At 73.1% G+C, this 24,559-nt stretch carries 20 protein-coding genes; 13 read left to right on the top strand and 7 right to left on the bottom strand.

The window, feature by feature from the left end:
* The first annotated feature begins 114 nt into the window (after window positions 1-114).
* The 8 genes from DRV84_RS10525 to rarD all read left to right on the top strand — a co-directional run bounded on the left by DRV84_RS10525 (window position 115) and on the right by rarD (window position 7,966).
* Window positions 115-1,362: a sarcosine oxidase subunit beta family protein gene (locus tag DRV84_RS10525; protein WP_115980250.1), complete on the top strand. Its 1,248-nt coding sequence runs from the start codon at window positions 115-117 to the stop codon at window positions 1,360-1,362.
* A gap of 85 nt (window positions 1,363-1,447) precedes the next feature.
* The gene (locus DRV84_RS10520; RefSeq protein ID WP_115980247.1) at window positions 1,448-1,777 is read left to right on the top strand and encodes a sarcosine oxidase subunit delta; all 330 of its coding nucleotides are present in this window, start codon (window positions 1,448-1,450) and stop codon (window positions 1,775-1,777) included.
* 73 nt (window positions 1,778-1,850) lie between these two features.
* On the top strand, window positions 1,851-4,868 hold the full coding sequence (locus DRV84_RS10515) for a sarcosine oxidase subunit alpha family protein (protein ID WP_115980244.1): 3,018 nt from the start codon (window positions 1,851-1,853) through the stop codon (window positions 4,866-4,868).
* A complete protein-coding gene (locus DRV84_RS10510) occupies window positions 4,861-5,427 on the top strand; it encodes a sarcosine oxidase subunit gamma (protein WP_115980241.1) in 567 nt (188 codons plus the stop codon). Before DRV84_RS10515 ends, DRV84_RS10510 begins: the two co-directional genes overlap by 8 nt.
* 95 nt (window positions 5,428-5,522) lie before the next feature.
* Complete coding sequence (locus DRV84_RS10505) at window positions 5,523-6,122, top strand: superoxide dismutase (RefSeq protein ID WP_115980238.1); 600 nt, start codon at window positions 5,523-5,525, stop codon at window positions 6,120-6,122.
* A 165-nt stretch (window positions 6,123-6,287) separates the two neighbouring features.
* Complete coding sequence (locus DRV84_RS10500; RefSeq protein WP_115980235.1) at window positions 6,288-6,506, top strand: hypothetical protein; 219 nt, start codon at window positions 6,288-6,290, stop codon at window positions 6,504-6,506.
* Window positions 6,503-6,955, top strand: a complete 453-nt coding sequence (locus DRV84_RS10495; protein WP_115980232.1) for a baeRF12 domain-containing protein — start codon at window positions 6,503-6,505, stop codon at window positions 6,953-6,955. The genes DRV84_RS10500 and DRV84_RS10495 overlap by 4 nt, the downstream gene beginning before the upstream one ends.
* 63 nt (window positions 6,956-7,018) lie before the next feature.
* Complete coding sequence (rarD, locus tag DRV84_RS10490) at window positions 7,019-7,966, top strand: EamA family transporter RarD (protein ID WP_115980218.1); 948 nt, start codon at window positions 7,019-7,021, stop codon at window positions 7,964-7,966.
* Here the strand turns inward: rarD and DRV84_RS10485 are convergent.
* Entirely contained in the window at window positions 7,852-8,421 is a 570-nt protein-coding gene (locus DRV84_RS10485) for an LOG family protein (protein ID WP_115980216.1), read from the bottom strand. The genes rarD and DRV84_RS10485 overlap by 115 nt on opposite strands.
* A gap of 95 nt (window positions 8,422-8,516) precedes the next feature.
* Between DRV84_RS10485 and DRV84_RS10480 the strand changes: the two genes are divergently transcribed.
* Together DRV84_RS10480 and DRV84_RS10475 are read left to right on the top strand one after the other, a co-directional pair.
* Window positions 8,517-10,067, top strand: coding sequence for a LysM peptidoglycan-binding domain-containing protein (locus tag DRV84_RS10480; protein ID WP_239995053.1), 1,551 nt, complete (start codon window positions 8,517-8,519; stop codon window positions 10,065-10,067).
* Window positions 10,068-10,126: 59 nt separating this feature from the next.
* Window positions 10,127-11,956, top strand: coding sequence for an ABCB family ABC transporter ATP-binding protein/permease (locus DRV84_RS10475; protein WP_239995052.1), 1,830 nt, complete (start codon window positions 10,127-10,129; stop codon window positions 11,954-11,956).
* A 46-nt stretch (window positions 11,957-12,002) separates the two neighbouring features.
* On the opposite strand, the gene DRV84_RS10470 is transcribed toward DRV84_RS10475, so the two are convergent.
* From DRV84_RS10470 to DRV84_RS10460, 3 genes are read right to left on the bottom strand one after another with little or no spacing between them, the layout of a single operon-like run.
* Entirely contained in the window at window positions 12,003-12,257 is a 255-nt protein-coding gene (locus DRV84_RS10470) for a GlsB/YeaQ/YmgE family stress response membrane protein (protein WP_115980210.1), read from the bottom strand.
* A gap of 5 nt (window positions 12,258-12,262) precedes the next feature.
* On the bottom strand, window positions 12,263-15,925 hold the full coding sequence (locus DRV84_RS10465; protein WP_115980207.1) for an efflux RND transporter permease subunit: 3,663 nt from the start codon (window positions 15,923-15,925) through the stop codon (window positions 12,263-12,265).
* Window positions 15,922-17,238 carry an efflux RND transporter periplasmic adaptor subunit gene (locus DRV84_RS10460; protein WP_115980204.1) on the bottom strand — a complete coding sequence of 439 codons (1,317 nt, stop codon included), beginning with the start codon at window positions 17,236-17,238 and terminating at the stop codon, window positions 15,922-15,924. The genes DRV84_RS10465 and DRV84_RS10460 overlap by 4 nt, the downstream gene beginning before the upstream one ends.
* A 214-nt stretch (window positions 17,239-17,452) precedes the next feature.
* Between DRV84_RS10460 and DRV84_RS10455 the strand changes: the two genes are divergently transcribed.
* From DRV84_RS10455 to der, 3 genes are read left to right on the top strand one after another with little or no spacing between them, the layout of a single operon-like run.
* Window positions 17,453-18,121, top strand: a complete 669-nt coding sequence (locus tag DRV84_RS10455; RefSeq protein ID WP_115980201.1) for a hypothetical protein — start codon at window positions 17,453-17,455, stop codon at window positions 18,119-18,121.
* 26 nt (window positions 18,122-18,147) lie between these two features.
* Window positions 18,148-19,503, top strand: coding sequence for a PQQ-like beta-propeller repeat protein (locus DRV84_RS10450; RefSeq protein WP_115980199.1), 1,356 nt, complete (start codon window positions 18,148-18,150; stop codon window positions 19,501-19,503).
* A 49-nt stretch (window positions 19,504-19,552) separates the two neighbouring features.
* Window positions 19,553-21,022 (top strand): ribosome biogenesis GTPase Der, encoded by a 1,470-nt coding sequence (gene der, locus DRV84_RS10445; protein WP_115980196.1) that lies wholly within the window; start codon window positions 19,553-19,555, stop codon window positions 21,020-21,022.
* A 232-nt stretch (window positions 21,023-21,254) separates the two neighbouring features.
* On the opposite strand, the gene DRV84_RS10440 is transcribed toward der, so the two are convergent.
* The 3 genes from DRV84_RS10440 to DRV84_RS10430 are packed head-to-tail and all read right to left on the bottom strand — an operon-like array spanning window position 21,255 to window position 24,276.
* Window positions 21,255-22,478 (bottom strand): vWA domain-containing protein, encoded by a 1,224-nt coding sequence (locus DRV84_RS10440; protein ID WP_115980193.1) that lies wholly within the window; start codon window positions 22,476-22,478, stop codon window positions 21,255-21,257.
* Window positions 22,475-23,584 carry an AAA family ATPase gene (locus DRV84_RS10435; protein ID WP_115980190.1) on the bottom strand — a complete coding sequence of 370 codons (1,110 nt, stop codon included), beginning with the start codon at window positions 23,582-23,584 and terminating at the stop codon, window positions 22,475-22,477. Before DRV84_RS10435 ends, DRV84_RS10440 begins: the two co-directional genes overlap by 4 nt.
* Window positions 23,581-24,276, bottom strand: a complete 696-nt coding sequence (locus DRV84_RS10430; protein WP_115980188.1) for a hypothetical protein — start codon at window positions 24,274-24,276, stop codon at window positions 23,581-23,583. The genes DRV84_RS10435 and DRV84_RS10430 overlap by 4 nt, the downstream gene beginning before the upstream one ends.
* Window positions 24,277-24,559 lie beyond the last annotated feature (283 nt).

Genomic DNA, 24,559 nt, shown 5'->3' with positions numbered 1-24,559 from the left:
GCGCCGCCGCGCGTCATGTCGCAACCGATCCCGAATGCGACGTTTCGGGACGGGGCGCGCGCCCGCGCCCCGGTCCACAAGAGGGCATCGACAGCCGTGCCGGAAAGAGGCCGCATGAAACGCTATTCCGCCTTCGCCATCGCCCGCGAGGCCCTGCGCGACCACACCGGCTGGGGCCGCGCCTGGGGCAATCCGGAGCCGCGGCGGCGCTACGACGCGATCATCGTCGGCGCGGGGGGACACGGCCTCGCCACCGCCTATTACCTCGGGCGCAACCACGGCATCCGCAACGTCGCGATCCTCGAGAAGGGCTGGCTCGGCGGCGGCAACACCGGGCGCAACACGACGATCATCCGCTCAAACTACCTGCAGGACCCGTCGGCGGCGATCTACGAGAAGGCGCGCAGCCTCTACGAGACGCTCTCGCAGGAGCTCAACTACAACATCATGTACAGCCCGCGCGGCGTCATGATGCTCGCGCAGACCGAACACGAGGTGCGCGGCTACCGCCGTACCGCGCAGGCCAACGCGCTGCAGGGCGTGGACACGGAGTTCATCGGCCCCGAGCGCGTCAAGGCGCTCTGTCCGATCATCCGCCTCGAGGGGCCGCGCTACCCGGTGCTCGGCGCGCTCTGGCAGCCGCGGGCGGGCACCGCGCGCCACGACGCGGTCGCCTGGGGCTACGCGCGCGCCTGCTCCGAGATGGGCATGCACGTCATACAGAAATGCGAGGTGACCGGCATCCGCCGCGAGGGCGGGCGCGTCGCCGGCGTGGACACGACCCGCGGGCCGATCGACTGCGACAAGCTCGGCATCGTGGTGGCGGGCCACTCCGGGCGGCTGGCCGAGATGGCGGGCTTCCGCCTGCCGATCGAGAGCGTGGCGCTGCAGGCGCTGGTGAGCGAGCCGATCAAGCCCGCGATGGACGTCGTCGTGATGGCCAACACCGTGCACGGCTACCTGAGCCAGTCCGACAAGGGCGAAATGGTGATCGGCGGCGGCGCGGACGGGTTCAACAACTACACCCAGCGCGGCAGCTTCCACCACGTGGAGGAGACGGTGCGCGCGCTGGTGGAGACCTTCCCGATGCTCTCGCGGCTCAAGATGCTGCGCTGGTGGGGCGGCATCGTGGACATGACCGGCGACCGCTCGCCGATCATCTCGAAGACGCCGCTCGAGGGCTGTTTCATCAACTGCGGCTGGGGGACGGGCGGCTTCAAGGCGATCCCGGGCTCCGGCTGGGCGATGGCCGAGACCATGGCGAAGGGCGAGCCCGGGCCGCTCGCCGCTGCCTTTTCGCTGGACCGCTTCCGCGAGGGCCGCTTCATCGACGAGAGCGTCGCGGCGGGGGTGGCGCACTGATGCCCGCCGCCCCGCGCAAAATTCTTCGAAGAATTTTGCCAAGGATTTTCGAAAATCCTTGGCCCCTGGCTTCGGGAGGATCACCATGCTCCGACTGACCTGCCCCTACTGCGGCGTCGCCGCCGAGGAGACCGAGCTCGCCCCCGGCGGCGAGGCGCATCTCGCCCGCGTCGGCCCCGAGGGCAACGACGACGCCTTCCACGCCTATCTCTTCGAGCGCGAGAACCCGCGCGGCGTGCATTTCGAGCGCTGGCGCCACGCGATGGGCTGCGGCAAGTGGTTCCACGCCGCGCGCTGCACCGTGACGCTCGAGGTCTTCGGCACCTACCCGGCGCAGACGACCGAGCCGCCCGCGCATATCCGCGCCGCCATCACCGCGAAGCGGCCCGGCTGGGCGTGGCGGGGGCTCTCCTGATGCGTCTTCTTCTTGGTCCAAATATCCCCGCCGGAGGCTCCCGCCCTCGCAATCCGCGCAAAGGTTCGCCGGAATGAGCACACGTCTCGCCACGGGGGGGCGGCTCCTCGACCGCTCCCGCCGCGTCTCCTTCACCTTCGACGGCAAGCGCCTCTCGGGCCATCCGGGCGATACGCTCGCCTCCGCGCTCATGGGCGCGGGCCAGCTCCTGATGGGGCGCAGCTTCAAGTATCACCGCCCGCGCGGGCCCGTGGCCTCCGGCGCGGAGGAGCCCAATGCGCTCGTCAACCTGCGGGATGGCGACCGGCACGAGCCCAACCAGCGGGCGACGACCACGGAGGTCTTCGAGGGGCTGACGGCGACCAGCCAGAACCACTGGCCGAGCCTCGATTTCGACGTGGGGCAGGTGAACGCGGCGCTCGCGCGCTTCCTGCCGGCGGGCTTCTACTACAAGACCTTCATCCACCCGCGCCCCCTCTGGAAGCACCTCTACGAGCCCGTCATCCGCCGCTCGGCCGGGCTGGGAAAGGCGCCGGACCCCGAGACGCGCGATCCGGACCGCTACGAACACCTCTACGCCTTCGTCGACGTGCTGATCGTGGGCGGGGGCACGGCGGGCCTCGCCGCGGCGCGCGCCGCGGGGCGGGCCGGCGCGCGCGTTCTCCTGATCGAGCAGACGCCGCACTGGGGCGGCCGCGCGCCCGTGGACGGGGGCGAGATCGACGGCCAGCCCGCCGACGACTGGGTCGCCGCCACGGTGGCCGAGCTCGAGGCGATGGAGAACGTCACGCTGCGCGCCCGCACCATGGGCGCGGGCGTCTACGATCACGGCTACGTCCTCGCCTACGAGCGCGCGGGCGACCACCTCGCCGCGCCGGCGGGCCCGCGCCACCGCCTCTGGCGCATCCGGGCCGAGCGGATCGTCACCGCCACCGGCGCGCTCGAGCGTCCGCTCGCATTCGCCGGCAACGACGTGCCGGGCGTGATGCTCGCCTCCGCCGTGCGGGACTACGTGGTGAACTGGGCCGTCTCGCCGGGCGACCGGACGGTCGTGGTGACCAACAACGACGACGCCTATCGCACCGCGCTCTGCCTGAAGGCCGCGGGGCTCGACGTGCCGGCGGTGATCGACGCGCGCCCCGAGGGCGGCGGGCGGCTGATGGACGAGGCGCGCGCGGCGGGCATCCGCGTCGAGACCGGGCGCGGCGTCGCCAAGGTCAAGGGCGGCAAGCGGGTGGAGGCCGTCTACACCTGCCCGCAGGTGGGCGAGGGCGCCACCGTTCAGGAGATCAAATGCGACGCGGTCGCCGTCTCGGGCGGCTGGTCGCCGGTGGTGCACCTCTGGTCCCACACGGGCGGTAAGCTCGTCTGGGACGCGGCGGAGGCCTTCTTCCGCCCCGATCCCGACCGCGCGCCGCTGGGCGACGACGGCGCGGCGAACGTGATCGCGGCCGGCGCGGCGAACGGCGCCCTCGGGCCGGGCGAGATCCTCGCCGACGCCCATGCCGCCGGCGCCCGGGCGGCGGAGGAGACGGGGCACGCGCCGAAGAGCGACGCGGCGCCCTCGGGCGACGCGAGGGATGAGGCGCCGCTCGCGCCCGTGTGGCTCATGCCGCAGGGCGCCTCGGTCAAGCTGCGGCAGAAGGCCTGGCTCGACTTCCAGAACGACGTGAAGGTCTCGGACGTCGAACTCGCCGCGCGCGAGGGCTACGAGAGCGTCGAGCACGCCAAGCGCTACACCACGCTCGGCATGGCGACGGATCAGGGGAAACTAAGCAACATCAACGGCCTCGCGGTGCTCGCTCAAGCTCTGGGCGAAGAGATCCCGCAGGTGGGCACCACCACCTTCCGCCCGCCCTACACGCCGATCTCAATGGGTGCCATCGCGGGGCCGGCGACGGGGGCGACCTTCCAGCCCGTCCGCCGCACGCCCATGCACGACTGGCACGCGGCGCACGGCGCCGACTGGGAGCCGGTGGGCCAGTGGCGGCGGCCCTACACCTACCGCCGCGAGGGCGAGAGCCGCGCCGACGCGGTGAACCGCGAGGTGAAGAACGCCCGCGAAGCCCTTGGAATGCTGGACGCCTCCACGCTGGGCAAGATCCTCGTCAAGGGGCCGGACGCCCCCCGCTTCATGGACATGCTCTACACCAACATGATGAGCACCCTGAAGCCCGGACGCTGCCGCTACGGCCTGATGTGCAGCGAGAACGGCTTCCTGATGGACGACGGCGTGGTGGCGCGGCTCGACGAGGAGACCTTCCTCTGCCACACCACGACCGGCGGCGCCGACCACGTCCACGCCCACATGGAGGAATGGCTCCAGACCGAGTGGTGGGACTGGAAGGTCTGGACGCTCAACGTCACCGAGCAGTGGGGCCAGATCGCGGTCGTCGGCCCGAACGCGCGCAAGGTGCTGGAAAAGCTCGGCGGCCTCGACGTCTCGAAGGAAGCGCTGAGCTTCATGGGCTGGACGGAAGGAACCCTCGCGGGCTTCTCCGTCCGCGTCTTCCGCATCTCCTTCTCGGGCGAGCTCTCCTACGAGATCGCGGTGCCCGCGAACCACGCCCGCGCCCTCTGGGAGGCGATCTTCGAGGCCGGGCAGGAGTTCGGCGTGATGCCCTACGGCACCGAGTGCCTGCACGTCCTGCGCGCCGAGAAGGGCTTCATCATGATCGGCGACGAGACCGACGGCACGGTGATCCCGCAGGACCTCGGCCTCGACTGGGCGATCTCGAAGAAGAAGGACGACTACATCGGCAAGCGCGCGCAACAGCGCTCCCACATGGCCGACCCGGAGCGCTGGAAGCTCGTGGGGCTGGAGACGCTGGACGGCTCCGTCCTGCCTGAGGCGGCCTACGCTACCGCGCCGGGCACCAACGCCAACGGGCAGCGCAACACGCAGGGGCGCGTGACCTCGACCTATCACTCGGCGACCCTCGGCCGCGGCATCGCCATGGGGCTGGTGCATCGCGGCCCGGAACGCATGGGCGAGGTGCTTGAGTTTCCGAAGGTCGACGGCACCGTGGTGAAGGCGAAGATCGTGGCGCCCGTCTTCTACGACAGGGAAGGGACGAAGCAGGATGTCTGAACCGGCACCCGCATTGGGCGGCGCCCGCGCCGAGGGCTACGTCACGGTGGCCGAGCTGCCGCCGCAGGGCATGATCGCGGTCCGCGGCGACCTGTCGGAGGAGGGCGAGAGCCTCGCACAGGCGCTCGCCGACGCGACGGGGGGCGAGCTTCCGGACGTGCGCGGCATGGTGCAGACGGGGCGCGTCGCGCTCGCGTGGATGTCGCCGGACGAGGTGCTGATCCTCTGCGCCTACGCCGACGCGCCCGAGCTCGCCGGGGCGCTCGACGCCGCGCTTTCGGGGGCGCATGCGCTGGTCGCCAACGTCTCGGACGCGCGGGCGGTCTTCGAGCTTTCGGGCGCGCGCGTGCGCGAGGTGATCGCGAAGCTCGCGCCGGTGGACGTCGCCGCCTTCGGCCCGGGCGAGATGCGGCGCACCCGGCTCGCGCAGATCCCGGCGGCGATCTGGATGCCCGAGGAGGGGCGGCTGCGGCTCATGTGCTTCCGCTCGGTCGCGCGCTACGCCTTCGACCTGCTGGAAAAGGCCGCCGACGAGGGCGCCGAGGTCGGCTGGCCGTGAAACCGCAGGCGGCCCGCGGGGGTTGACGGGGTGGCCGCGGCAGACACATCTACGCGCCATAGCGAAAGCCGACAAATCACAGAGGGGTGCAGTCCATGGCCTTCGAACTTCCCGATCTTCCCTATTCGCACGATGCGCTCGCCGACAACGGCATGTCGCGCGAGACGCTCGAGTATCACCACGACATTCACCACAAGACCTACGTCGACAACCTGAACAAGGCGATCTCCGGCACCGAGTGGGAGGGCAAGAGCCTCGAGGAGATCGTCAGGGGCAACTATCAGGCCGGCGCGGTCGCGCAGAACGGCGTCTTCAACAACGCGAGCCAGCATTGGAACCACGCCCAGTTCTGGGAGATGATGGCGCCCGGCGGCACGGGCATGCCCGGCGAGCTGGAGAAGGCGATCACCGAGGCCTTCGGCTCGGTGGACCAGTTCAAGGAAGACTTCGCCGCCAAGGGCGCCGGGCAGTTCGGCTCCGGCTGGGCGTGGCTCGTCAAGGACACCGACGGCAGCCTCAAGGTCACCTCGACCGAGAACGGCGTGAACCCCCTCTGCTTCGGTCAGACCGCGCTTCTGGGCTGCGACGTGTGGGAGCATTCCTACTATATCGACTTCCGCAACAAGCGCCCCGCCTACCTGAAGAACTTCCTCGACAACCTCGTGAACTGGGAAAACGTCGCCTCCCGCATGTGAGGCTGATCTTCTCCCGCAGGACAGAGCCCCCGGAGCCCCCGCTCCGGGGGTTTTTCGTTGCCCGCGATCAACCCGGCCGTGGTGCGGACGTGCGAGGCTCGCGCGGGAACAGCGTCGTCGCGCGCGGCGTTTCCCGCGATCAGCAAACGCGAAGGGAGTTGCATCATGGCCGAACGCAAGCGATCAAAAGATATGCGCCGCGAGACCGAAGAGCTGCCCCTCGCCGAGGGCGAGGTCGATCAGCAGGGGCGCGACAAGGGCCGGCTCGCCCGCCGGATCGGCACGCGGGACGAGGAAAAGCGCGCGACCGAGCGCCCGGCCGGCGCCACCCGCGTGCGCGGCGCGGACGAGGACCCCGACGAGAGTGGAGAGCAATCCGAATGAGCGTTTTGACCAACGGCACATGGGTTCTGGTCGCGGACGGCGAGAAGGCGTTGTTCCTGCGCAACCTGACGGATGCGGAAAACCCCAATCTCGAGGTCGTCCGCGAGGAAGCGCAGGAGAACCCGGCCACCCATGAGCAGGGCACCGACCGGCCGGGGCGGATGCAGGATACTGGCGTGCAGCAGCTCTCCGCGATGGAGGACACGGACTGGCATCGCCTCGAGGAGAAGCGCTTCGCCGACGACCTGGCCGATCTGCTCTACCGCATGGCGCATCGCCACCAGTTCGAGCGGATCGTGCTCTGCGCGCCGGCCCGCGTGCTCGGCGAGCTGCGGGACAAGATGCACAAGGAGGTCGCCGACCGCGTCGTCGGCGAGGTGAGCAAGGAGCTCACCAACCACCCCCGCGACGAGATCGAGCGTATCCTCTCGAAGGAGCTCGACGGCTGAGCCGCTTGCGCCCGGCGCGCGGAGCGGGCAGAGCGCGTCGGGCGACCACGGGGAGCGGGCGGCATGACCGACGCGGCACGCGGCGTCGCGGCGATGGTCGCGGCCTGCACGATCTGGGGGCTTTCGGGGCTCTACTACAAGCTGCTGGACCATGTGCCCCCGCTCGAGGTGCTGGCCCATCGCACGCTCTGGTCGCTTGTCTTCTTCGCGGGGGTGCTGGCGGTGCAGGGCCGCCTCGCGGGGCTGGCCGCGGCGCTCGACCGTCCGGGCAAGATCCTGCGCATCCTCGCCGCCGCGCTCTTCATCTCGGCGAACTGGTTTCTCTTCATCTTCTCCGTGCAGAGCGGCCGCGCGACGGAGGCGAGCCTCGGCTACTACATCTTCCCGCTGGTGGCGGTGATGCTCGGCGTCGTGGCCTTCGGGGAGCGGCTCACGCGGGCGCAGGCCGTGGCCGTGGCGCTCGCCGTGCTCGCGGTGGGCGTGCTGGCCGCCGGGGAGGGCGTCGCGCCATGGATCTCGCTCGCGCTCGCCGGGACCTTCGGGCTCTACGGGCTGATGAAGAAGCGCCTCGCCGTGGGGCCGGTGACTTCGGTGACGGCGGAGGTGGCGCTGCTCGCGCCGGTGGCGCTCGCCATCCTCTGGAGCGTCCACCGCGAGGGCGGCACCTTCGGCACGGGGCTCGGCGACAGCCTGCTCCTGATGCTCTCGGGCCCGCTCACCGCGACGCCGCTCATGCTCTTCGCCTATGCGACGCGGCGGGTGGCCTACGCCACGGTCGGGCTGGTGCAGTACCTCAACCCGACGCTGCAGTTCCTCGTCGCCGTGCTGATCTTCGGCGAAACCTTCGGGCTTTACGACGCGGTCGCCTTCCCGCTGATCTGGACGGCGCTCGCGCTCTACTCGGTCGCGGCGCTGCGGCGCGAGAGGGCGGCGCGCAGCGCGGCGAGGGCCGCCTCGGCCGAGTCGGCCGGCGTGACGAGCCCGCGCAGCGACGGCGCGGCGAAGCCCTGAGCCACGACGTGATCCAGAAGCCCGAGCAGCGGGTCCCAGTAGCTCGCGACGTTGACGAGCACGATGGGCTTGCCGTGCAGCCCGAGCTGCGCCCAAGTGAGTACCTCGAAGAATTCGTCGAGCGATCCGGCGCCGCCCGGCAGCACGGCGACCGCGTCGGCGTTCATGAACATCACCTTCTTGCGCTCGTGCATCGTCTCGGTGATGACGTGGCGCTCGGCGCCGCGCATCGCCTCCACCTCCACGAGGTGGCGCGGGATCACGCCCAGCGTCGCGCCGCCCGCGGCCTCTGCGGCCTGCGCCACGCGGCCCATGAGCCCGACGTCGCCGGCGCCGTAGACGAGCCGCCAGCCCGCCTCGGCGACGCCGCGCCCGAGCGCCGCGGCCTCGGACGCGAAACGCGGATCGGCGCCGTCACGGGCGCCGCAGTAGATGCAGATGGACTTTCGGGGCATGCCTCGTCACGGGCTGATGCGGCTTTGACCCCTGATAGCGGGGTTGCTAGGGTCGCTCAACCTTCTGGAGATGCGCGCGGAGTCGCCGGCGAACCATGAGCAGGACAAGCGGGCTGGCAGCGGGGGCGACCCTGGCCGCGGGGGCCGTCGCGGGCGGCCTCGCGCTCGTGGTCGCGCTTTACGCCGCGGGCTGGCTGACGCCGGACGCCGCGCCGGAGAGGGCCGCGCCGGCGGAGGAGACCGCGCAGCCCTCCACCGAGCTGGAGCCGGCACCGGAGGCGGCGTCCGCCCCCGCAGCGTCGGCTGGGACGGCACCCGCACCGGAGGCCCCGGCGACCCCCGCGCCGCCCAGTTTCGATGTCGTCCGGGTCGAGCCCGACGGCAGCGCGCAGATCGCCGGCCGCGCCGCGCCGGGCGCGGAGGTCGCGATCCTGCTCGACGGGGCGGAGGTTGCGCGCACGCGGGCCGACGCCTCCGGCACCTTCGCGAGCTTCCTGTCGCTCGGCCCGCAGGACGCGCCGCGGGTTCTCGCGCTGGAGATGCTCGGCGACGGCGTGCCAGTGCCGTCCGACGACGAGGTGATCGTCACGCCGCCCGCGAGCGCCGTGGCCGAGGGGGACGAGGCCGCCCGCATGGCGGATCGCGCGATGGCCGAGGCGGCGGGGGCGGACGGGGCGAGCGACCCCGCGGGGGCCGTGCCGCCGGCCGAGGCCGGGCAGGGCGCGGCCACCGGGCCCGGGCGGACGGCGGAGGTCGCGCGGATGCAGGCCGACGCGCGTGACGCAGGCGACGGCGTTCCCGCGCCGGACCCCGCGTCGCGGAGCCGCGCCGCCACGGATGCCATTGCCACGGCGGAGACCGCCCCGGTGACGGGCGACGCAGAGGACGGGCCGGGCCCCGAGCGCGCCGCGGCGGCATCCGCCGCAGGGTCCGCATCGGAGACGGCCGGGGCAGCCGAGGGCACCGCCCCGGACGGGGAGGACCTCGCACCCGCCGCCGCGCCGGGGCGCGTTCCGTCGGACCCGACAGCCCCCCAGCCCCGGGTCGCGGAGGACGGCCCGGCCGGCCCCGCGGCCCCGGCCTCGGAAGGCGCGGGCGCCCCCGGCGTGATCCTCGCGGGCCGCGACGGGCTGCGGGTGCTGCAACGCCCGGACGGCCCCGGCGCCGCGCCCGAGGCGCTCGCCGCGCTTTCGATCGACGCGATCGCCTACGGCGCGGGCGGCGTGCCGCGGCTGACGGGGCAGGGCGGCGACGGTGCGGCCTTCGTGCGGATCTACCTCGACAACCGCCCGGTCACGACGGCGCCCGTCGGCTCCGACGGCGCCTGGCGCGCGGAGCTGCCGGAGGTCGAGACGGGCGTCTACACCATGCGCCTCGACGCGATCGACGCGGGCGGCGTGGTCACCGCGCGGCTCGAGACGCCCTTCGAGCGCATCTCGCCCGCGCGCCTCGCCGAGGCGAGCGCCGACGCCGCCGGGTCGGGCCGCCGCGTCGTGACCGTGCAACGGGGCAACACGCTCTGGGGCATCTCGCGGCGCACCTACGGCGAAGGCATCCTCTACGTGCGCATCTTCGAGGCCAACCGCGACCGCATCCGCGATCCGGACCTGATCTACCCCGGGCAGGTCTTCACCGTGCCGCGGTGACGCGGGCTCTGGCCGCGCGCGCGCGGACGGGCTAGATGCGCGGCACAAGGAGGATCGCGATGCCCGCCGACGTCACAGCCCCCGCGACGGAGACCGCCGCCGACGAGGCGAAGCGCGAACGGCGCACCGGCTGGGCGGTGATCCGGCGGGTCGCGCCCTATCTCTGGCCGCCGGGCGAGAGCTGGGCGAAGCGGCGGGTGGCCGGCGCGCTCGCCCTGCTGCTCGCGGCGAAGCTGATCGCGGTCGGGACGCCGATGCTCTACAAGCGCGCGGTGGACGCGCTCTCGGACGAGGGGGTGTCGGACCTCGCCCTCGGCGCGGTCGGGCTGACGGTGGCCTACGGCATGGCGCGGCTCATGTCGAACGGCTTCCAGCAGCTGCGCGACGCGGTCTTCGCGGGCGTGGGCCAGCGCGCGCTGCGCCGCATCGCGCTCCAGACCTTCACGCATATTCATCGCCTTTCGCTCTCCTATCACCTGACGCGGCGCACCGGCGGGCTCTCGCGGATCATCGAGCGCGGCGTGAAGGGCGTGGATTTCCTGCTGCGGTTCCTGCTGTTCTCGGTGGGGCCGCTGATCCTCGAGCTGACGCTGATCGCGGGCGTGCTCTTCGTGATGTTCGACGCCTGGTATCTGGCCGTCGTGGCGGCGACGATTGCGCTCTACGTCTGGTTCACCTTCAAGGTGACGGAGTGGCGCGTCCGCCTCCGGCGCGAGATGAACGATCAGGACACCGACGCCAACCAGAAGGCGATCGATTCGCTCCTGAACTACGAGACGGTGAAATACTTCGGCGCCGAGCGGCGGGAGGCCGCGCGCTACGACCGCGCCATGGCGGGCTACGAGACCGCGGCGCTCAAGACCGCCTATTCGCTCGCCTTCCTGAACTTCGGGCAGACGCTGCTGATCACCGCGGGGCTGGTGATCGTGATGGTCATGGCCGCGGTGGGCGTCGAGCGCGGCGCGCTGACCGTGGGCGATTTCGTCATGGTCAACTCCTATATGATCCAGATCACCATGCCGCTCGGCTTTCTCGGGACGGTCTACCGCGAGATCCGGCAGAGCCTCGTGGACATGGGCGAGATGTTCCGCCTGCTCGACCAGCCGGCGGAGGTCTCAGACCGCCCCGGCGCGCCGGCGCTCTCCGTGCCGCGCGGCGAGATCGCCTTCGACCGGGTCGCCTTCGGCTACGATCCCGCGCGCCCGATCCTGCGCGAGTTCAGCCTCAGCGTCGGCGCGGGGGAGAAGGTCGCGCTCGTCGGCGCCTCCGGCGCGGGCAAGTCCACGATCGGGCGGCTCCTCTTCCGTTTCTACGACGTGACCGGGGGCGCGATCCGCATCGACGGGCAGGACATCCGCGCCGTCACGCAGGAGAGCCTGCACGCCGCGATCGGCGTGGTGCCGCAGGACACGGTGCTCTTCAACGACACCATCCGCTACAACATCGCCTACGGCCGCGAGGACGCCGCCGAGGACGAGATCGTCGCGGCGGCGAAAGCGGCGCAGATACACGACTTCATCGCCGCGCTGCCCGAGGGCTACGACACGCAGGTGGGCGAGCGGGGCCTCAAGCTCTCGGGCGGAGAGAAGCAGCGCGTCGGCATCGCGCGCACGCTCCTGAAGGACCCGCCGATCCTGCTCCTGGACGAGGCGACCTCGGCGCTCGACACCGACACCGAGGCCGAGATCCAGGAGGCGCTGCGCCGCGCGGGGCAGGGGCGCACGGTGCTGACCATCGCGCACCGGCTGTCCACTGTGGCGGATGCGGACCGGATCGTGGTGCTGGAGGCGGGGCGCATCCTCGAGGAGGGGACGCATGACGCGCTCCTCGCGCGGCAGGGGCGCTACGCGCGCCTCTGGGCGCGGCAACAGGCCGAGCGTGCGGCCTGAGCGCGGCGCTCAGCTCTAGTGCCTGACGCCGGTCTCGGGGTTTCGCTCAGCCGGAGCGCAGGAGCCGCAGCACCACCAGCAGGACCACCGCCCCGAGCGTCGCCTGCAGGACCGTGACGACCACGCCGCCGCCCGGCCCGAAGCCGAGCACCGGGAGCATCACCCCGGCGAGGACCGCGCCGGCGACGCCGACGGCCATGTTGCCGACGAGCCCGAGGCCGCCGCCCCGTACCAGCCGCGCCGCGAGCCAGCCGGCGACGACGCCGGTGAGGAGCATGGCGAGCACGCTGTCGAAGGCCACGGCCGTCACTCCGCCGCGCGCAGCGGCTTCGCGGGCGTGTAGGGCGGCGCGGTCTCGGCCGGCTCGGTGCCGTCGTCCCAGAGGATCATCGGCGCCGTCACCCGCCGCGCGGCGCGGCGCAGCGCCCAGTCGCGGGCCGCGCGGCTCGACCGGCCGGCGCCCGCCCAGGCGAGCGCGCGCGCGAGCCAGACGGCGTAGGCGGCGAGCCACACCCGGATCGCGAGCAGCGCGGGTGTAACGACCAGCGTCAGCACCGTCGCCACGCCGAGGCCGAAGACGACCGCCGTCGCCAGCTGCTTCCACCAGAGCGCGGTGGGGCTGTCGATCGAATAGCCGCCGCCGATGAAGTCGAGGCTGATGCCCAGCATCATCGGCGCGAGGCCCGCCATGGTCGTGATCGTCGTCAGCAGCACCGGGCGGATACGATCCTCGGCGGTGCGCACGATGGCCTCGATCCGCGGCATGTAGCGGGCGTAGTCCTGATAGGTGTCGATCAGCACGATGTTGTTGTTCACCACGATCCCCGCGAGCGCGACGATGCCGGTGCCGGTCATGATGATCGAGAAGGGCTGATTCATCGTCAGCATCCCGATCAGCACGCCGGTGGTCGAGAGCACCACGGCGAGCAGCACGAGCACCGAGTTGTAGATGCTGTTGAACTGCGCGAGCAGGATGATGAACATCAGCGCCAGCGCCCCCGCGAAGGCCTTCATCAGGAACTGCCCCGATTCCTGTTGCTCCTCCTGGTCGCCGGTCCACTCCCATTCGATGCCGGCGGGCAGCTCCGCCTCGGTCTCGAGCCACTCGGTCAGTCGCTCGATCCGCTCGTTGGCGTTGACGGGGGCGACCTGCGCGCCGGCCCAGGGCGTGCCCGGATCGGCCTCGGCCACGCGGGCCTCGGCCTCTTCCGCCGGCATGGTGCCGAGCGGCGCGCCGTCCGGGCCGGTCACGGTGACGAGGCCCGGCGCGACGTCGGCCTTCACTTCGAGGTGGCGGGTCTGATCGACGCGGGTGATCTCGGCGAGCTTCTGCACCGGTTCGCGCGTGATGAAGTTGGCGAGCGGCACGAGCCCGTCCTCGGTGCGCACGCGCAGCGTGTCGAGGGTGGAGAGCAGCCGGTCCTCCTCCGGCAGGCGCACGCGGATCTCGATCTCCTCGTCGGAGGAGGGCACCCGCATCGTGTCGAGGAGAAGCCCGCGGGTGACGAGCTGCACCATCGCGCCCACGGTGGCCACGTCGGCGCCGTAGCGGCCTGCCTTTTCCACGTCCACGTCGATCTGCCAGTCGATGCCGGGCAGCGGCCGCGTGTCCTCGATCAGGGTGAGACCCGGCAGGGCGTCGTATTTCGCGCGCACCGTGCCGGTCGCCTCGATCAGCGCCTCGAGGTCGTCACCCTTGAGCCTGAGGTGCACCGGCTTGGCGTCCGCCGGCCCCTGCGCCGCCTCGAGGATCTCGGTCTGCATCCCCGGCAGGCGGTCGAGCTGCTCGGAGAGCTCTGCGAGGACGACGTTGCCGTCGAGCGAGGGCTCGAAGCGTCGCTCCTCCCACGGGATCGTCTCGAACTGGATCTGCCCGACGGTGTCCTTGGGCGCCTCGGCCCCGCCGGTGTTGGAGTTGAGCCCGCCCTCGCCGGCGAAGGAGAAGGCCGAGCGCACGCCCGGATGGGCGATCACGATTTCCTCGGCCTGCTGGACCAGCGCGTCCTTCTCGGCGAGGCTCAGGTTGCCGCGCGCCTTCACGTAGACGATCGCGCGTTCCGGCTCCGTCTCGACGAAGAAATCGACGCCGTTGTTGTTCTCGCCGTAATACATGAAGACGGAGACCACGACGACGCCCACGCCCGCCACGGTCAGGAGCGGCATCACCGGGTTCCCGGTGACGAGGCGGATCAGCCCGCCGAAGAGCGTGCGCCGGCGCCCGGCGCGGATGCGCCGCGGCGCGAGCTCCAACCGCGCGGCCGACAGCGTGATCGAGGCCGCCATCGCCGAGGCGAGAAAGAGCGCGACGCCCGGCGCCGCGACCACCGCCCCCGGCAGCGGCGGCGGCGTGCCGCCGAAGAGGTAGCCCGGGTTCAGCACCTGCATCGCGCCGAGGAACACGCCGTAAAGCGCCACCGGCACCAGCGCCGCGCGCACCACCCACGGCGTGCGCGCGCGCAGCCCGTCCGAGGCGCGCGCGAAAAGGCGGCTGACGCGCCCCGTCACGCCGCCCATCACCGGCAGGTAGATCAGCGCCACGACCAGCGAAGCCGAGAGCACGAAGATCAGCGTGACCGGCAGCATCCCCATGAACTCCCCCGGCACGCCGGGCCAGAAGAGCATCGGCAGGAAGGCGCAGAGCGTCGTCGCGGTGGAGCTCACGATCGGCCAGAACATCCGCCGCGCGGCCTCGACGTAGGCGCGCATCGGGCCCGAGCCCTCGCGGATGCGCTTGTCGGCGTATTCCACGACCACGATCGCGCCGTCGACGAGCATCCCCACCGCGAGGATCAGGCCGAACATCACGATGTTGGAGATCGTCACCCCCATCACCGCGAGGAAGGCGAAGCACAGCAGGAACGACGTCGGGATCGCGAAGCCCACGAGGAGCGCGGCCCGCGTGCCGAGCGCGGCGAGCGAGACGATCATCACCAGCGCCACCGCCGTCAGCACCGAGCCCTCGAGCTGGCTGACCATCGAGGCGACGGTGCGGCTCTGGTCGTTCGAGGTGCCCATCTGCACCGCCGAGCGCAGCTCGTCGGGCCAGTCGGCGCGCGCGTCCGCGATCACCTCCTCGACGCGGTCGGCGGTGTCGATCAGGTTGAAGCCCTTGCGCTTGACCACCTGCAGCGCGACCGTCGGCTCCCCGTCGAAGCGCGCCGTGCCCTCGCGGTCCTCGAAAGTCAGGTTGATCGTCGCCAGATCGCCGAGCGTCACGACCCGGTCGCCGTTGGTCTTGACCGGCAGGTCGTAGACGTCGCGCGGGGAATCGAAGCTCGCCGGGATCTTGACCGCGAAGGCGCCCTGCGCGGTCTCCACCTCGCCCGCCGCGATCAGCTGGTTGTTGTTCTGCACCACGCTGATGAGCTCGTCGGCGGTGACGTTGTAGGCCTCGAGGCGGAGGGGGTCGATCACCACCTCCAGCATCTCCTCGCGCTCGCCGGCGACGCCCACTTCGAGCACCGCGTCGAGCGCCTCGATCTCGTCCTGAAGATCGCGGGCGACGCGGAACATCGTGCGCTCGGGCACCGGGCCGGTGAGGTTCACGATGATGATGGGAAACTCGGAGAAGTTGATCTCGTTGATCGAATACTTCTCGTAGCCGTCGGGGAACTGCCCCTCGGCGGTGTTCATCGCGTCGCGCACGTCGGCGATGATCTTGGACTTGTCCCAGCCGAACTCGAACTCGAGCGCGACGCCGGCGTAGCCCTCCGCGGCGGTGCCCGACATCTCCTTGAGCCCGTCGAGATCGGAGAGCTCGGTCTCCATCGGCTTGACGAGGAGCTTTTCGGCGTCGGCCGCCGAGATGCCGGGGAAGTTCACCGAGACGAAGAGCGCCGGGATCTCGATGTCGGGCTCGCCCTCCTTCGGGAGCGAGACATAGGCGAAGCCCCCCGCGATGAGCGAGAGCGCGATGAAGGCGAGCACCATGCGCGCCCGCTCGGCGGCCCAGGTCACCATGCCGGTCATTGCGTGGCCTCCCGGTAGGTCACGGCGACGGGCACGCCATCGGTGACGTATTCCTGTCCGCGCACGATCACCTCGGCCGTGTCCGGCAGGCCCTCCACCCAGACGCCGGTCGCCGTGTCGCGCAGGAGCGTCACCGGAACGAAGCGCGCCCGGTCCTCCGCCGTCACCGTCCGCACACCGAGCGTGCCCGCGTCGTTCAGCGTCAGCGCCGATTGCGGCAGGAGATGCGCCATCGCGCCGTCGGCCTCGATGACGATCTCGGCGGTCTGGCCGTCGCGCACCGACAGGTCGGGATTCGGCACGGTGATCTCCACCCGGAAGGTGCGCGTCGTCGGATCGGCCGAACGCGACAGGAAGGTGACCTCGCCGACGAGCTCCCGGCCGCTCACCAGCCGCGCGCCGGCGCGGGCGCCTTCCTCGATGCGCTCCACCTCCGTCTCGGGGACGAAGCCCACGAGGCGGATCGGGTCGAGCCCGAGGACCGTGGCGCAGAGGCCGCCGGGCTGCAGGAGGCTGCCGAGCTCCGCGGTCTCCGATTCAAGGAGGCCGGGAAAGGGCGCCTCGATCGTCAGGCGCGCCATCTCCGTCTCGGCCGAGGTCACGGCGGCCTCGGCGCTCTCGACGTTGGCCTTCACGGTCTCGAGCTGGCTGCGCGCGGTCTCGACGCCCGCCTCGGCCGAGCGCACCGAGGCCGTGGTCGAGGCCACCCGCGTGCGCGAGGCGAAGCCGTCCTCGGACAGCTGCGTCGCGGCGGTCGCGTTGAGTTCCGCCTCGTCGAGCCGCGCCTCGGCCTCGGCGAGCCGCGCGCGGGCCTCGGGGATGCGCGCCCGCGCCTCGGCGAGCCGCGCGCGGGCCTCGGCGAGCGCGGCGTCACGGTCGCCCGGATCGAGCCGGCAGAGCACGTCACCCGCCTCGACGCGCGTGCCTTTCGGCCGCGGCTCCGAGATCACGAGCCCCGACGTCTCGGCCCTGAGCTCGACCTCGCGCGCCGCCTCCGTCTCGCCGCGCAGCTCGACCGCGCTGTCGATCTCGCGCGCGGTGGAGCGCAGGGCGACCACGGCGACCGGGTCGGCGCCGTCCGCCTGCCCCGTGTCGGCGGCGGGCGCGTCCGCCCCGCTCTCCGCCGCGGGCGCGCTCGCCGACTCGGTCGTTGGGTCGGGCGCGGGGTCCTCCGGCTCGGGGGCGAGCGGATTGAGCTTTGACAGCGCCACGCGCTCGCCCTGCGCGAACCGCATGACCGCGTCGCGCTCCATCACCACGAGGTAGAGCGTCGCCAGAACCAGCAGCGCGGTCAGAGCAGGGATCAGTCGCATCCTCGGCCTTTCATGGCGGCTTCGGCGCGGGGCGCCCGAAGCTCGGGTTGTCGTGTCGTCATCCTCTACGCTGAACCGACCGGTTCAGATTAGTCTTTTCGCCGCAGCGCCGCAAGTTCGCGCAAAGCCGGCGCCGCCGCCCGGGCGCGCCGATGCCCTTGGCAGTGTGCGGCCCAGCGTTTAAGAGGGCAGGGAGCCAGCGCCGGGGGGCCGAGTGACCGAACGCGACAGTTTCATCGAGGAAGTCGCCGAAGAGGTTCGGCGCGACCGCATGTTCACGCTCATGCGGCGCTACGGCTGGATCGCCGTGCTCGCCGTGCTGCTGATCGTGGGCGGCGCCGGCTGGAACGAGTGGCGCAGGGCGCAGGCGACCGACCGCGCCCGCGCCACCGGCGACGCGATCCTCTCCGCGCTGGAGCGCGACTCGGCCGGGGCGCGCGCCGAGGCGCTGGCCGGGATCGCCCCCGGTGAGCCGGGCGCCGCGGCGCTCGTCGACATGCTCCATGCCGAGGCGCTCGCCGAAAGCGGCGACGCGTCGGCGGCCGCCGCGCAGCTCGACGGCATCGGCGGTGCGGGCGGCGAGCTGGCGCCGGTCTACGGCCGGATGGCGGCCTTCAAGGCGCTCCTGCAGCGGGGCGACACGCTCTCGGCGGAGGAGCGGCGGCAGGGCTTCGCCGCCATCGCCTCGGCCGGCGGGCCGCTGCGGCTCCTCGCGGAGGAGCAGATCGCGCTCGGCGAGATCGCGGCGGGCGAGACCGAGGCGGCGCTCGACCGGCTGGAGGCGATCCGGGGCGACGCCGCCGCGACGCCGGGTCTCCGGCGCCGCGCCGCTCAGCTCATGGTGGCGCTCGGGGCGGAGCCCGGGACGCGCGCCGGCGGATGAAACGCAAGGGACAAGGGGCGCAGGCGATGCGGGGCGCAAACACCACCGGCACGGCGCGGCGGACCAGCCGGGCGGTGATCCTCCTCGGGGCGCTCGCGACGCTCGCCGCCTGCGCCGAGCGCGAGACGATCCTGCCGGGCGAGCGGCTGGCGCTGCGCGCCGTCCTCGACGGGCCGGGCGCGGCCTCCGAGGCGCCCGCGCCCCGGGCTACGCCTGCGCCGCTCGCGCTTCCCGACGCGCGCGCCAACGCCGGCTGGACCCACGGCACGGGCAGCGCCTTCTACCGGCCCGAGCACCCGGCGCTCTCCCATCCGCTCGCCCCGGCGTGGAGCGCCGACATCGGACAGGGCGACAGCCGCCGCGCGCGGATCGCCACCGATCCGGTCCTCGCCGAGGGGCGCGTCTTCACCATCGACGCCGCCTCGACGCTGCGCGCCACGAGCGCCGAGGGCGCGCCGCTCTGGTCGCTCGATCTCGTGCCCGCGCGCGACCGCCCCGGCGAGGCGATCGGCGGCGGCCTCGCCTACGGCGACGGGACGCTCTTCGCGACCACGGCCTTCGGGCGCCTCCTCGCCGTCGATCCCGCGACCGGCGCGGTGCGCTGGGACCAGAAACTCGACGCCACCGGCACGGGCGATCCGCTCTACCGCGACGGGCTCGTCTATCTCGTCGCCGGCGACACCACCGCCTGGGCGATCGAAGCCGAGGACGGGCGCGTGCGCTGGCGCAACGAGGGCGTGGGCGACGTGCGCAACCTCGCCGGCGGCTCGGCCCCGGCCGCCGCCGGGGGGCGCGTCGCCTTCGCCTTCGGCACCGGCGAGATCCAGACGGTCTTCGCCGAGGGCGGGCTGCCGCGCTGGTCGGCCTTCGTCGCCGGGCGCCGTCCCGGCACCGCCATCGGCCTCGTCGACGACATCACCGGCGGGCCGGTGATCGCGGACGGCCGGCTCTACGCCGCGAACGCGGCGGGGCGCCTCGCGGCCTTCGACCTCGAGAGCGGCGAGCGGCTCTGGACCGCCGAAGAGGGGGCCTTCGACACGATCTGGCCGGCGGGTGGGTCGCTCTTCCTCGTCAACGACCGCAACGAGCTCCTGCGCCTCGACGCGCGCGACGGCCGCCGCATCTGGGCCGTGGAGCTGCCGCGCTACACCGAGACGCGCCCGCGCCGCCGCGCCGCGATCCACGCGCAGCACGGCCCCGTCCTCGCCGGCGGTCGGCTGATCGTCGCCGGGGGCGACGGCCGCTTGCGGATCTTCGACCCCGAGGACGGCGCGCGCGTGGCGACCCGCGATCTGCCCGGCGGCGCGACCGCCACCCCTGCCGTCGCGAACGAGACGCTTTACGTCGTCACGCGCGACGGGCGATTGCACGCTTTCCGCTGAGCCGCGAATGCGCTAAGCCCGCGGCCTGCGCTGAAGGAGCCTGCGGCCGATGAGTTTCCGCCTCGCCATCGTGGGGCGCCCCAACGTGGGCAAGTCCACCCTGTTCAACCGCCTCGTCGGCCGGCGCCTCGCGCTCGTCGACGATCAGCCCGGCGTCACCCGCGACCTGCGCGAGAGCGAGGGGCGGATCGGCCCGCTCCGCTTCACGGTGCTCGATACCGCCGGGCTGGAGGACGCCACCGACGAGAGCCTGCCGGGCCGCATGCGCCGGCTGACCGAGCGCGCGGTGGCGGAGGCTGACGCCTGCCTCTTCCTGATCGACGCGCGCGCGGGCGTGACGGCGACGGACGAGGTCTTCGCCGACATCCTGCGCCGGCGCGCGGGCGAGGTGATCCTCGCCGCCAACAAGGCCGAGGGGCAGGCCGGCGCCGCCGGCATCGCCGAGGCCTGGGGCCTCGGCCTCGGCGAGCCGGTCGCGCTCTCGGCCGAGCACGGCGAGGGGCTCGCCGACCTCGCCGCCGCGCTCGCGCCCCTGATCGAGACGAAGGCGGAGACCGAGGCCGCCACCGCCGAGGCGCCCGAGACCGACGTCGACGTGGACGAGGCCGGCGAAAGCCCGGAGGGCGCGCGCGTGCCGACGCCCGCGCGGCCCCTGCAGATCGCCGTGGTGGGCCGGCCGAACGCCGGCAAATCCACGCTCGTCAATCGCATCCTCGGCGAGGAACGCCTGCTCACCGGGCCGGAGGCCGGCATCACCCGCGACGCGATCTCGGTCGCGACCGACTGGGACGGGCTGCCGGTGCGCATCTTCGACACCGCCGGCATGCGCAAGAAGTCGCGGGTGACGGGCAAGCTCGAGAAGCTCTCGGTCGCCGATGCGCTGCGCGCCGTGCGCTTCGCGGAGGTGGTCGTGGTGCTCCTCGACGCGGCCACCCCCTTCGAGACGCAGGACCTGCGCATCGCCGACCTCGCCGAGCGCGAGGGCCGCGCGGTCGTCGTCGCCGTCAACAAATGGGACGCCGAGCCCGAGAAACAGGCCAAGCTCAAGGCGCTCCGCGCAGGGGTCGAGCGGCTCCTGCCGCAGTTGCGTGGCGTGCCGCTGGTGACCCTCTCGGCGCGCACCGGGCAGGGCGTGGACCGCCTGCGCGCCGCGATCGAGACGGCGCAGAACGTCTGGAACCGCCGCGTGCCCACCGCGCAGCTCAACCGCTGGCTCGCCGACATGGTCGCCGCGCACCCCCCGCCCGCCCCCGGCGGCCACCGCATCCGGCTGCGCTACATGACGCAGGCCAAGACGCGCCCCCCCGGCTTCGTCGTCATGTGCTCGCACCCCGACAAGCTCCCCGAGGCCTACACCCGCTACCTCGTCAACGGCCTGCGCGCGGATTTCGACATGCCCGGCACGCCGATCCGCCTCTGGCTGCGGTCGCGATCGGAGAAGAACCCCTACAAGGGCCGGAAGACGCCCCAGCCCTCGCGCCTGCGCAAGCATCTCGGCCGGCCCGGCGGCGGCGCCTGACGGCGCCCGGTCGCTTCGCAGGGGCGAGGGGCGCTGCCCCTCGCGCTCCCCGGAGTATTTTCGCCAAGATGATGGGTCCGAATCGATCCTCCATGCGAGTGCTCAGCCGCAGACTGCGCGAACCGTGGCGGCGTGGCGCGTCCATCATCTTGGTCCAAATACTCCGGGGGTGAATTGGCCGTCAGGCCAAGAGGGGGCAGCGCCCCCTCGTCCGGCTGAGGCCGCCGCGGCGTCAGCCGTCCATTTCCAGCACCCGGCCGAAGGGCGGCGTGGCGCGCGGCGCGCTGGGAGTCGCCCAGAGCACCGGCATGGCGGGGCGCGCCGGGAAGCGGCCGTCGAGATCGGTGAGCACGACGGCGATCGCCGGGCGCAGGCGTTCGGCTGCGGCGAGCACCTCTTCGAAGCTCGTGCCGCCGCCGCGGCGGAGGGGGCGGGCGCGCAGCGCCGCCTCGACGCCGGCGGGCGGCAGCAGGCGCGCCTCGTGCACCGTCTCGTCGAAGGCGAGGAGGTGGGTCTCGGCCGCGGTGCGGCGGGCGAGGCCGGCGATCTCGGCGGCGAAGCGGGCGAGCGTCGCGTCCTCGACCGAGCCCGAGGTGTCGAGGGCGACGGCGAGGCGGGGGCGCGCGCCCTTGCGGGCGAGGGCGGGCTCGAAGCCGGGCGTCGCCGTTTGGGCCGCGCGCGCCGCCGCTTCGCGGGCGATCCAGGCCCGCGCGGGGCGCGTCGGCGCGGGCTGCGGGCGGTGGCCGAGCGCGCGGGCGACGAGGCCGCGGAGCCGGCGCTCCCACGGCACGCGGGGCGCGGGCAGGTCGCCGAGCGCCGACGCGAGGCGGCCGATGCCGCGCCCGGCCTGCCGCCCGGCCTCGAGCGCGCGGGCGAGGTGGCCCTGCCAGTCGGCGGCCTGCGGGTCCTCGGCGCCGCCGTCCGGGTCGGGCTCCAGGTCCGGGGCGAGGCCCATGCGGCGGGCGTAGTCCGCGCTCTCGCCGCCGCCCGAGCGCGCCTCTTCGGCGCCCAGAGCGAGGTAGAGGCGTTCCACGTCCCAGACGGCGAGCGCGGCCTCGGGGCTTTCCTCGGCGGCGTCGAGCATCGCCAGCAGGTCGGCGAGGCGCACGGCCGGACGCGGCAGGGCGTGCTCGGCGGCGATCAGCGCCTCGTTCACGAGCGCGTCGGCGGCGAGGGTGAAGCGCCGCGCGTCGAAGCGCGCGCCCTCGCGCTCGGCCATCGCCGCCATGCGCGCCGCGTGGCGGAAGGCGACGTGCAGGATGTGGTGACCCGCGAGGCCCACCTGCTCGGGGCGGGGACGCAGGGCGAAGGCGGCGTCGTAGTGGATCGTCGTCGCGTCCGAGCGCATCGGCTCGCCGTCGCGGTGCGCGATCCAGAGCGCGAGCGCGGCGAGCGCCGGGTCGGCCTCGCCCAGGTGGGCGAGCGCGGGCGCCGCGCGCTCGGAGTGCACGCTCATGCGAGGCCCGCCGCCCGGCGCTCCTCGGCGTAGGCGGCGTAGGCGGGCGAACGCAGGAAGGCCGCCTCGGTGCCCTCGTCCATCGCCTTGCGGATCAGCATCTCGAAGCCGAAGGCGGTGAGCTCGGCGAGCGGCAGCCCCTCGAAGCGCGCCTCGCCGCCGAGCTCGCGGATGCCGGCCATCACCTCGATCACCGCGTCCATGTTCGCCGCCTCCGCCGCGCCGACGAGGCCGTAGACCAGCGCGTTCAGCCCGTGCAGCGTCTCGGGGTAGAGGGCACGGCGGGCGCCCGGCCGCGCGGCGAGGATCTCGTCCACCCGGACCTGCGCCGCGACCTCGTCGGCCACGAGGGCGAATTCGGCCGCCGCCGCCTCGCCCACGGTGCCGGCGATCATCGCCTGGCGCAGGCGCCGGTCGGGCACCGCGCGCAGGATGTCGCTGACGCGCTCCCAGCTGCGCGGGGTGCAGGCGACGAGCGTGCCGTCGCGCAGGCTCCGCTCCGTCGTGTCGAGAAGGTCGGGCCGCCCGCGCAGGAAGGCCGTCACCGCCGGGTCGATGGCGCGGCGCGGGGCGTAGTTGGTCAGCCAGTCCTCGGCGCTCGCCCGCACGGCGAGATGGATCAGCCGGTCGGAGAGGGCGGTGCCCATGTCGTAGGCCACCGCCCCGTCCTCCACCGCGTTGCCGGCGGCGACGATCAGGACGGAGGCGGGCAGGCGGTGGCGGCCCACGCGCCGCTCCTGCAGCAGGCCGTAGACCGTGGGCTGCAGGTGCGGGGGCGCCGCCGTCAGCTCGTCGAGGAAGAGGACCGAGGGGGTCTCCGGATCGTCGGGCAGATCCTCGGGACGGTACCAGACCGTGCGGCGTGCGTCGTGGTCGTAGTAGGGCAGGCCGCGCAGGTCCTGCGGCTCGATCGTGGTCAGGCGCAGGTCGAAGAGGCGCGCGCCGATCCGCGTGGCGAGCTCCTGTACGATCTGCGTCTTGCCGACGCCGGGGCGGCCGTGGAGCATCCAGCTCACCGTCAGGCCCCGGTCGCGCTGCGCGCGCCAGGCGGCCTCCAGCACCTCGGCGGCCTCGCCGGCGGAGAGATGGCGGGCGTTGACGCTCATTCCGCGGCCTCCGCGCGGGCGGCCTCCATCCGCGCGGCGAGGCGCGCATGCGCGGAGACGGCGCGCGCCTCGAGGCTCACGTCGCGCAGGAAGCTCTCCTCGCGCAGGTTGATGCGCAGGAGGTCGCGCTCGGTCAGCTCGGCGTCGAAGAGCCCGTCGGAGAGGATCGCCCGCTCCGCGGCGTCGAGCGGCAGGAGGCGCGGCTCCGGCCCGTCGATCTGCACCGAGACGAGGGTCAGCGGCGGCACGCGCGCGAGCTCGGACTGCTCGACGACGAGGTGGAGGCGCTCCTGTTCGATCCCCTTGCGCGCGGCGATCCGGGTGAGCGCCGCCCGCGCGCGGAAGCGCAGCGTGTCGAGGCCCCGCTCGGCGGCGTCCGCGTCGATCAGACGCGCGCGGCCCGCCTTCGTCGGGCGCAGCACGCGCATCTCGACCACGCCCACCAGCAGCACCATGAGGATCGGCGCCTGCGCGATCGGGAAGGCGAGGCGCGGCCAGATCGCCATGGCGAGGACGAAGGGCGCGAGCGCCACGAGATAGCGCAGGATCTGCACGTCGAGCGCGATCCGCGCCCAAGCCGCCGGCCCCGCGCGGCGGGGCAGGACGGCGATGCGGCCGAAGATCTTCTTCGGCACCTGCCGCGTCTCGAGCGCGGCGGGGTTGAGCACGGTGTTGGGCGCGACGATCAGCATGCGGCGCAAGCTAGGGCGCCGGGGCGGCGCGGTCGAGTGGCGCCGCTCATCGGGCCCGTCCGGGCCCTCTTCGCGGGGGGCGCTCTCGTCGTGCCGGGGGTTCTGTGGGCGCGGGGCGTTCACCTTGCGAAGGTGCAATGGCGCGGTGCGGCCTGTCCTCGCGCGCGCACGCGATGCGTCCACCGTCCGAATGCCGCATGTTCCGGCTCTGCACGCCCGCCTGCGCGTGCGCGGCGCGAGGCCGTCGTCGAGGGGTCCGGCGCCGCACGGGCGCCACCTCTGC

It is taken from the genome of Rhodosalinus sediminis (assembly GCF_003385555.1).
Lineage (GTDB): Bacteria > Pseudomonadota > Alphaproteobacteria > Rhodobacterales > Rhodobacteraceae > Rhodosalinus > Rhodosalinus sediminis.
Note: the sequence above shows the minus strand (reverse complement) of the source record. Positions and strands in the feature narration are given on the sequence as shown.

Coding starts and splice junctions, on each gene's coding strand:
- DRV84_RS10525 (WP_115980250.1), top strand. CDS start 115: ATGAAACGCTATTCCGCCTTCGCCATCGCCCGCGAGGCCCTGCGCGAC.
- DRV84_RS10520 (WP_115980247.1), top strand. CDS start 1,448: ATGCTCCGACTGACCTGCCCCTACTGCGGCGTCGCCGCCGAGGAGACC.
- DRV84_RS10515 (WP_115980244.1), top strand. CDS start 1,851: ATGAGCACACGTCTCGCCACGGGGGGGCGGCTCCTCGACCGCTCCCGC.
- DRV84_RS10510 (WP_115980241.1), top strand. CDS start 4,861: ATGTCTGAACCGGCACCCGCATTGGGCGGCGCCCGCGCCGAGGGCTAC.
- DRV84_RS10505 (WP_115980238.1), top strand. CDS start 5,523: ATGGCCTTCGAACTTCCCGATCTTCCCTATTCGCACGATGCGCTCGCC.
- DRV84_RS10500 (WP_115980235.1), top strand. CDS start 6,288: ATGGCCGAACGCAAGCGATCAAAAGATATGCGCCGCGAGACCGAAGAG.
- DRV84_RS10495 (WP_115980232.1), top strand. CDS start 6,503: ATGAGCGTTTTGACCAACGGCACATGGGTTCTGGTCGCGGACGGCGAG.
- rarD (WP_115980218.1), top strand. CDS start 7,019: ATGACCGACGCGGCACGCGGCGTCGCGGCGATGGTCGCGGCCTGCACG.
- DRV84_RS10485 (WP_115980216.1), bottom strand. CDS start 8,421: ATGCCCCGAAAGTCCATCTGCATCTACTGCGGCGCCCGTGACGGCGCC.
- DRV84_RS10480 (WP_239995053.1), top strand. CDS start 8,517: ATGAGCAGGACAAGCGGGCTGGCAGCGGGGGCGACCCTGGCCGCGGGG.
- DRV84_RS10475 (WP_239995052.1), top strand. CDS start 10,127: ATGCCCGCCGACGTCACAGCCCCCGCGACGGAGACCGCCGCCGACGAG.
- DRV84_RS10465 (WP_115980207.1), bottom strand. CDS start 15,925: ATGACCGGCATGGTGACCTGGGCCGCCGAGCGGGCGCGCATGGTGCTC.
- DRV84_RS10460 (WP_115980204.1), bottom strand. CDS start 17,238: ATGCGACTGATCCCTGCTCTGACCGCGCTGCTGGTTCTGGCGACGCTC.
- DRV84_RS10450 (WP_115980199.1), top strand. CDS start 18,148: ATGCGGGGCGCAAACACCACCGGCACGGCGCGGCGGACCAGCCGGGCG.
- der (WP_115980196.1), top strand. CDS start 19,553: ATGAGTTTCCGCCTCGCCATCGTGGGGCGCCCCAACGTGGGCAAGTCC.
- DRV84_RS10440 (WP_115980193.1), bottom strand. CDS start 22,478: ATGAGCGTGCACTCCGAGCGCGCGGCGCCCGCGCTCGCCCACCTGGGC.
- DRV84_RS10435 (WP_115980190.1), bottom strand. CDS start 23,584: ATGAGCGTCAACGCCCGCCATCTCTCCGCCGGCGAGGCCGCCGAGGTG.
- DRV84_RS10430 (WP_115980188.1), bottom strand. CDS start 24,276: ATGCTGATCGTCGCGCCCAACACCGTGCTCAACCCCGCCGCGCTCGAG.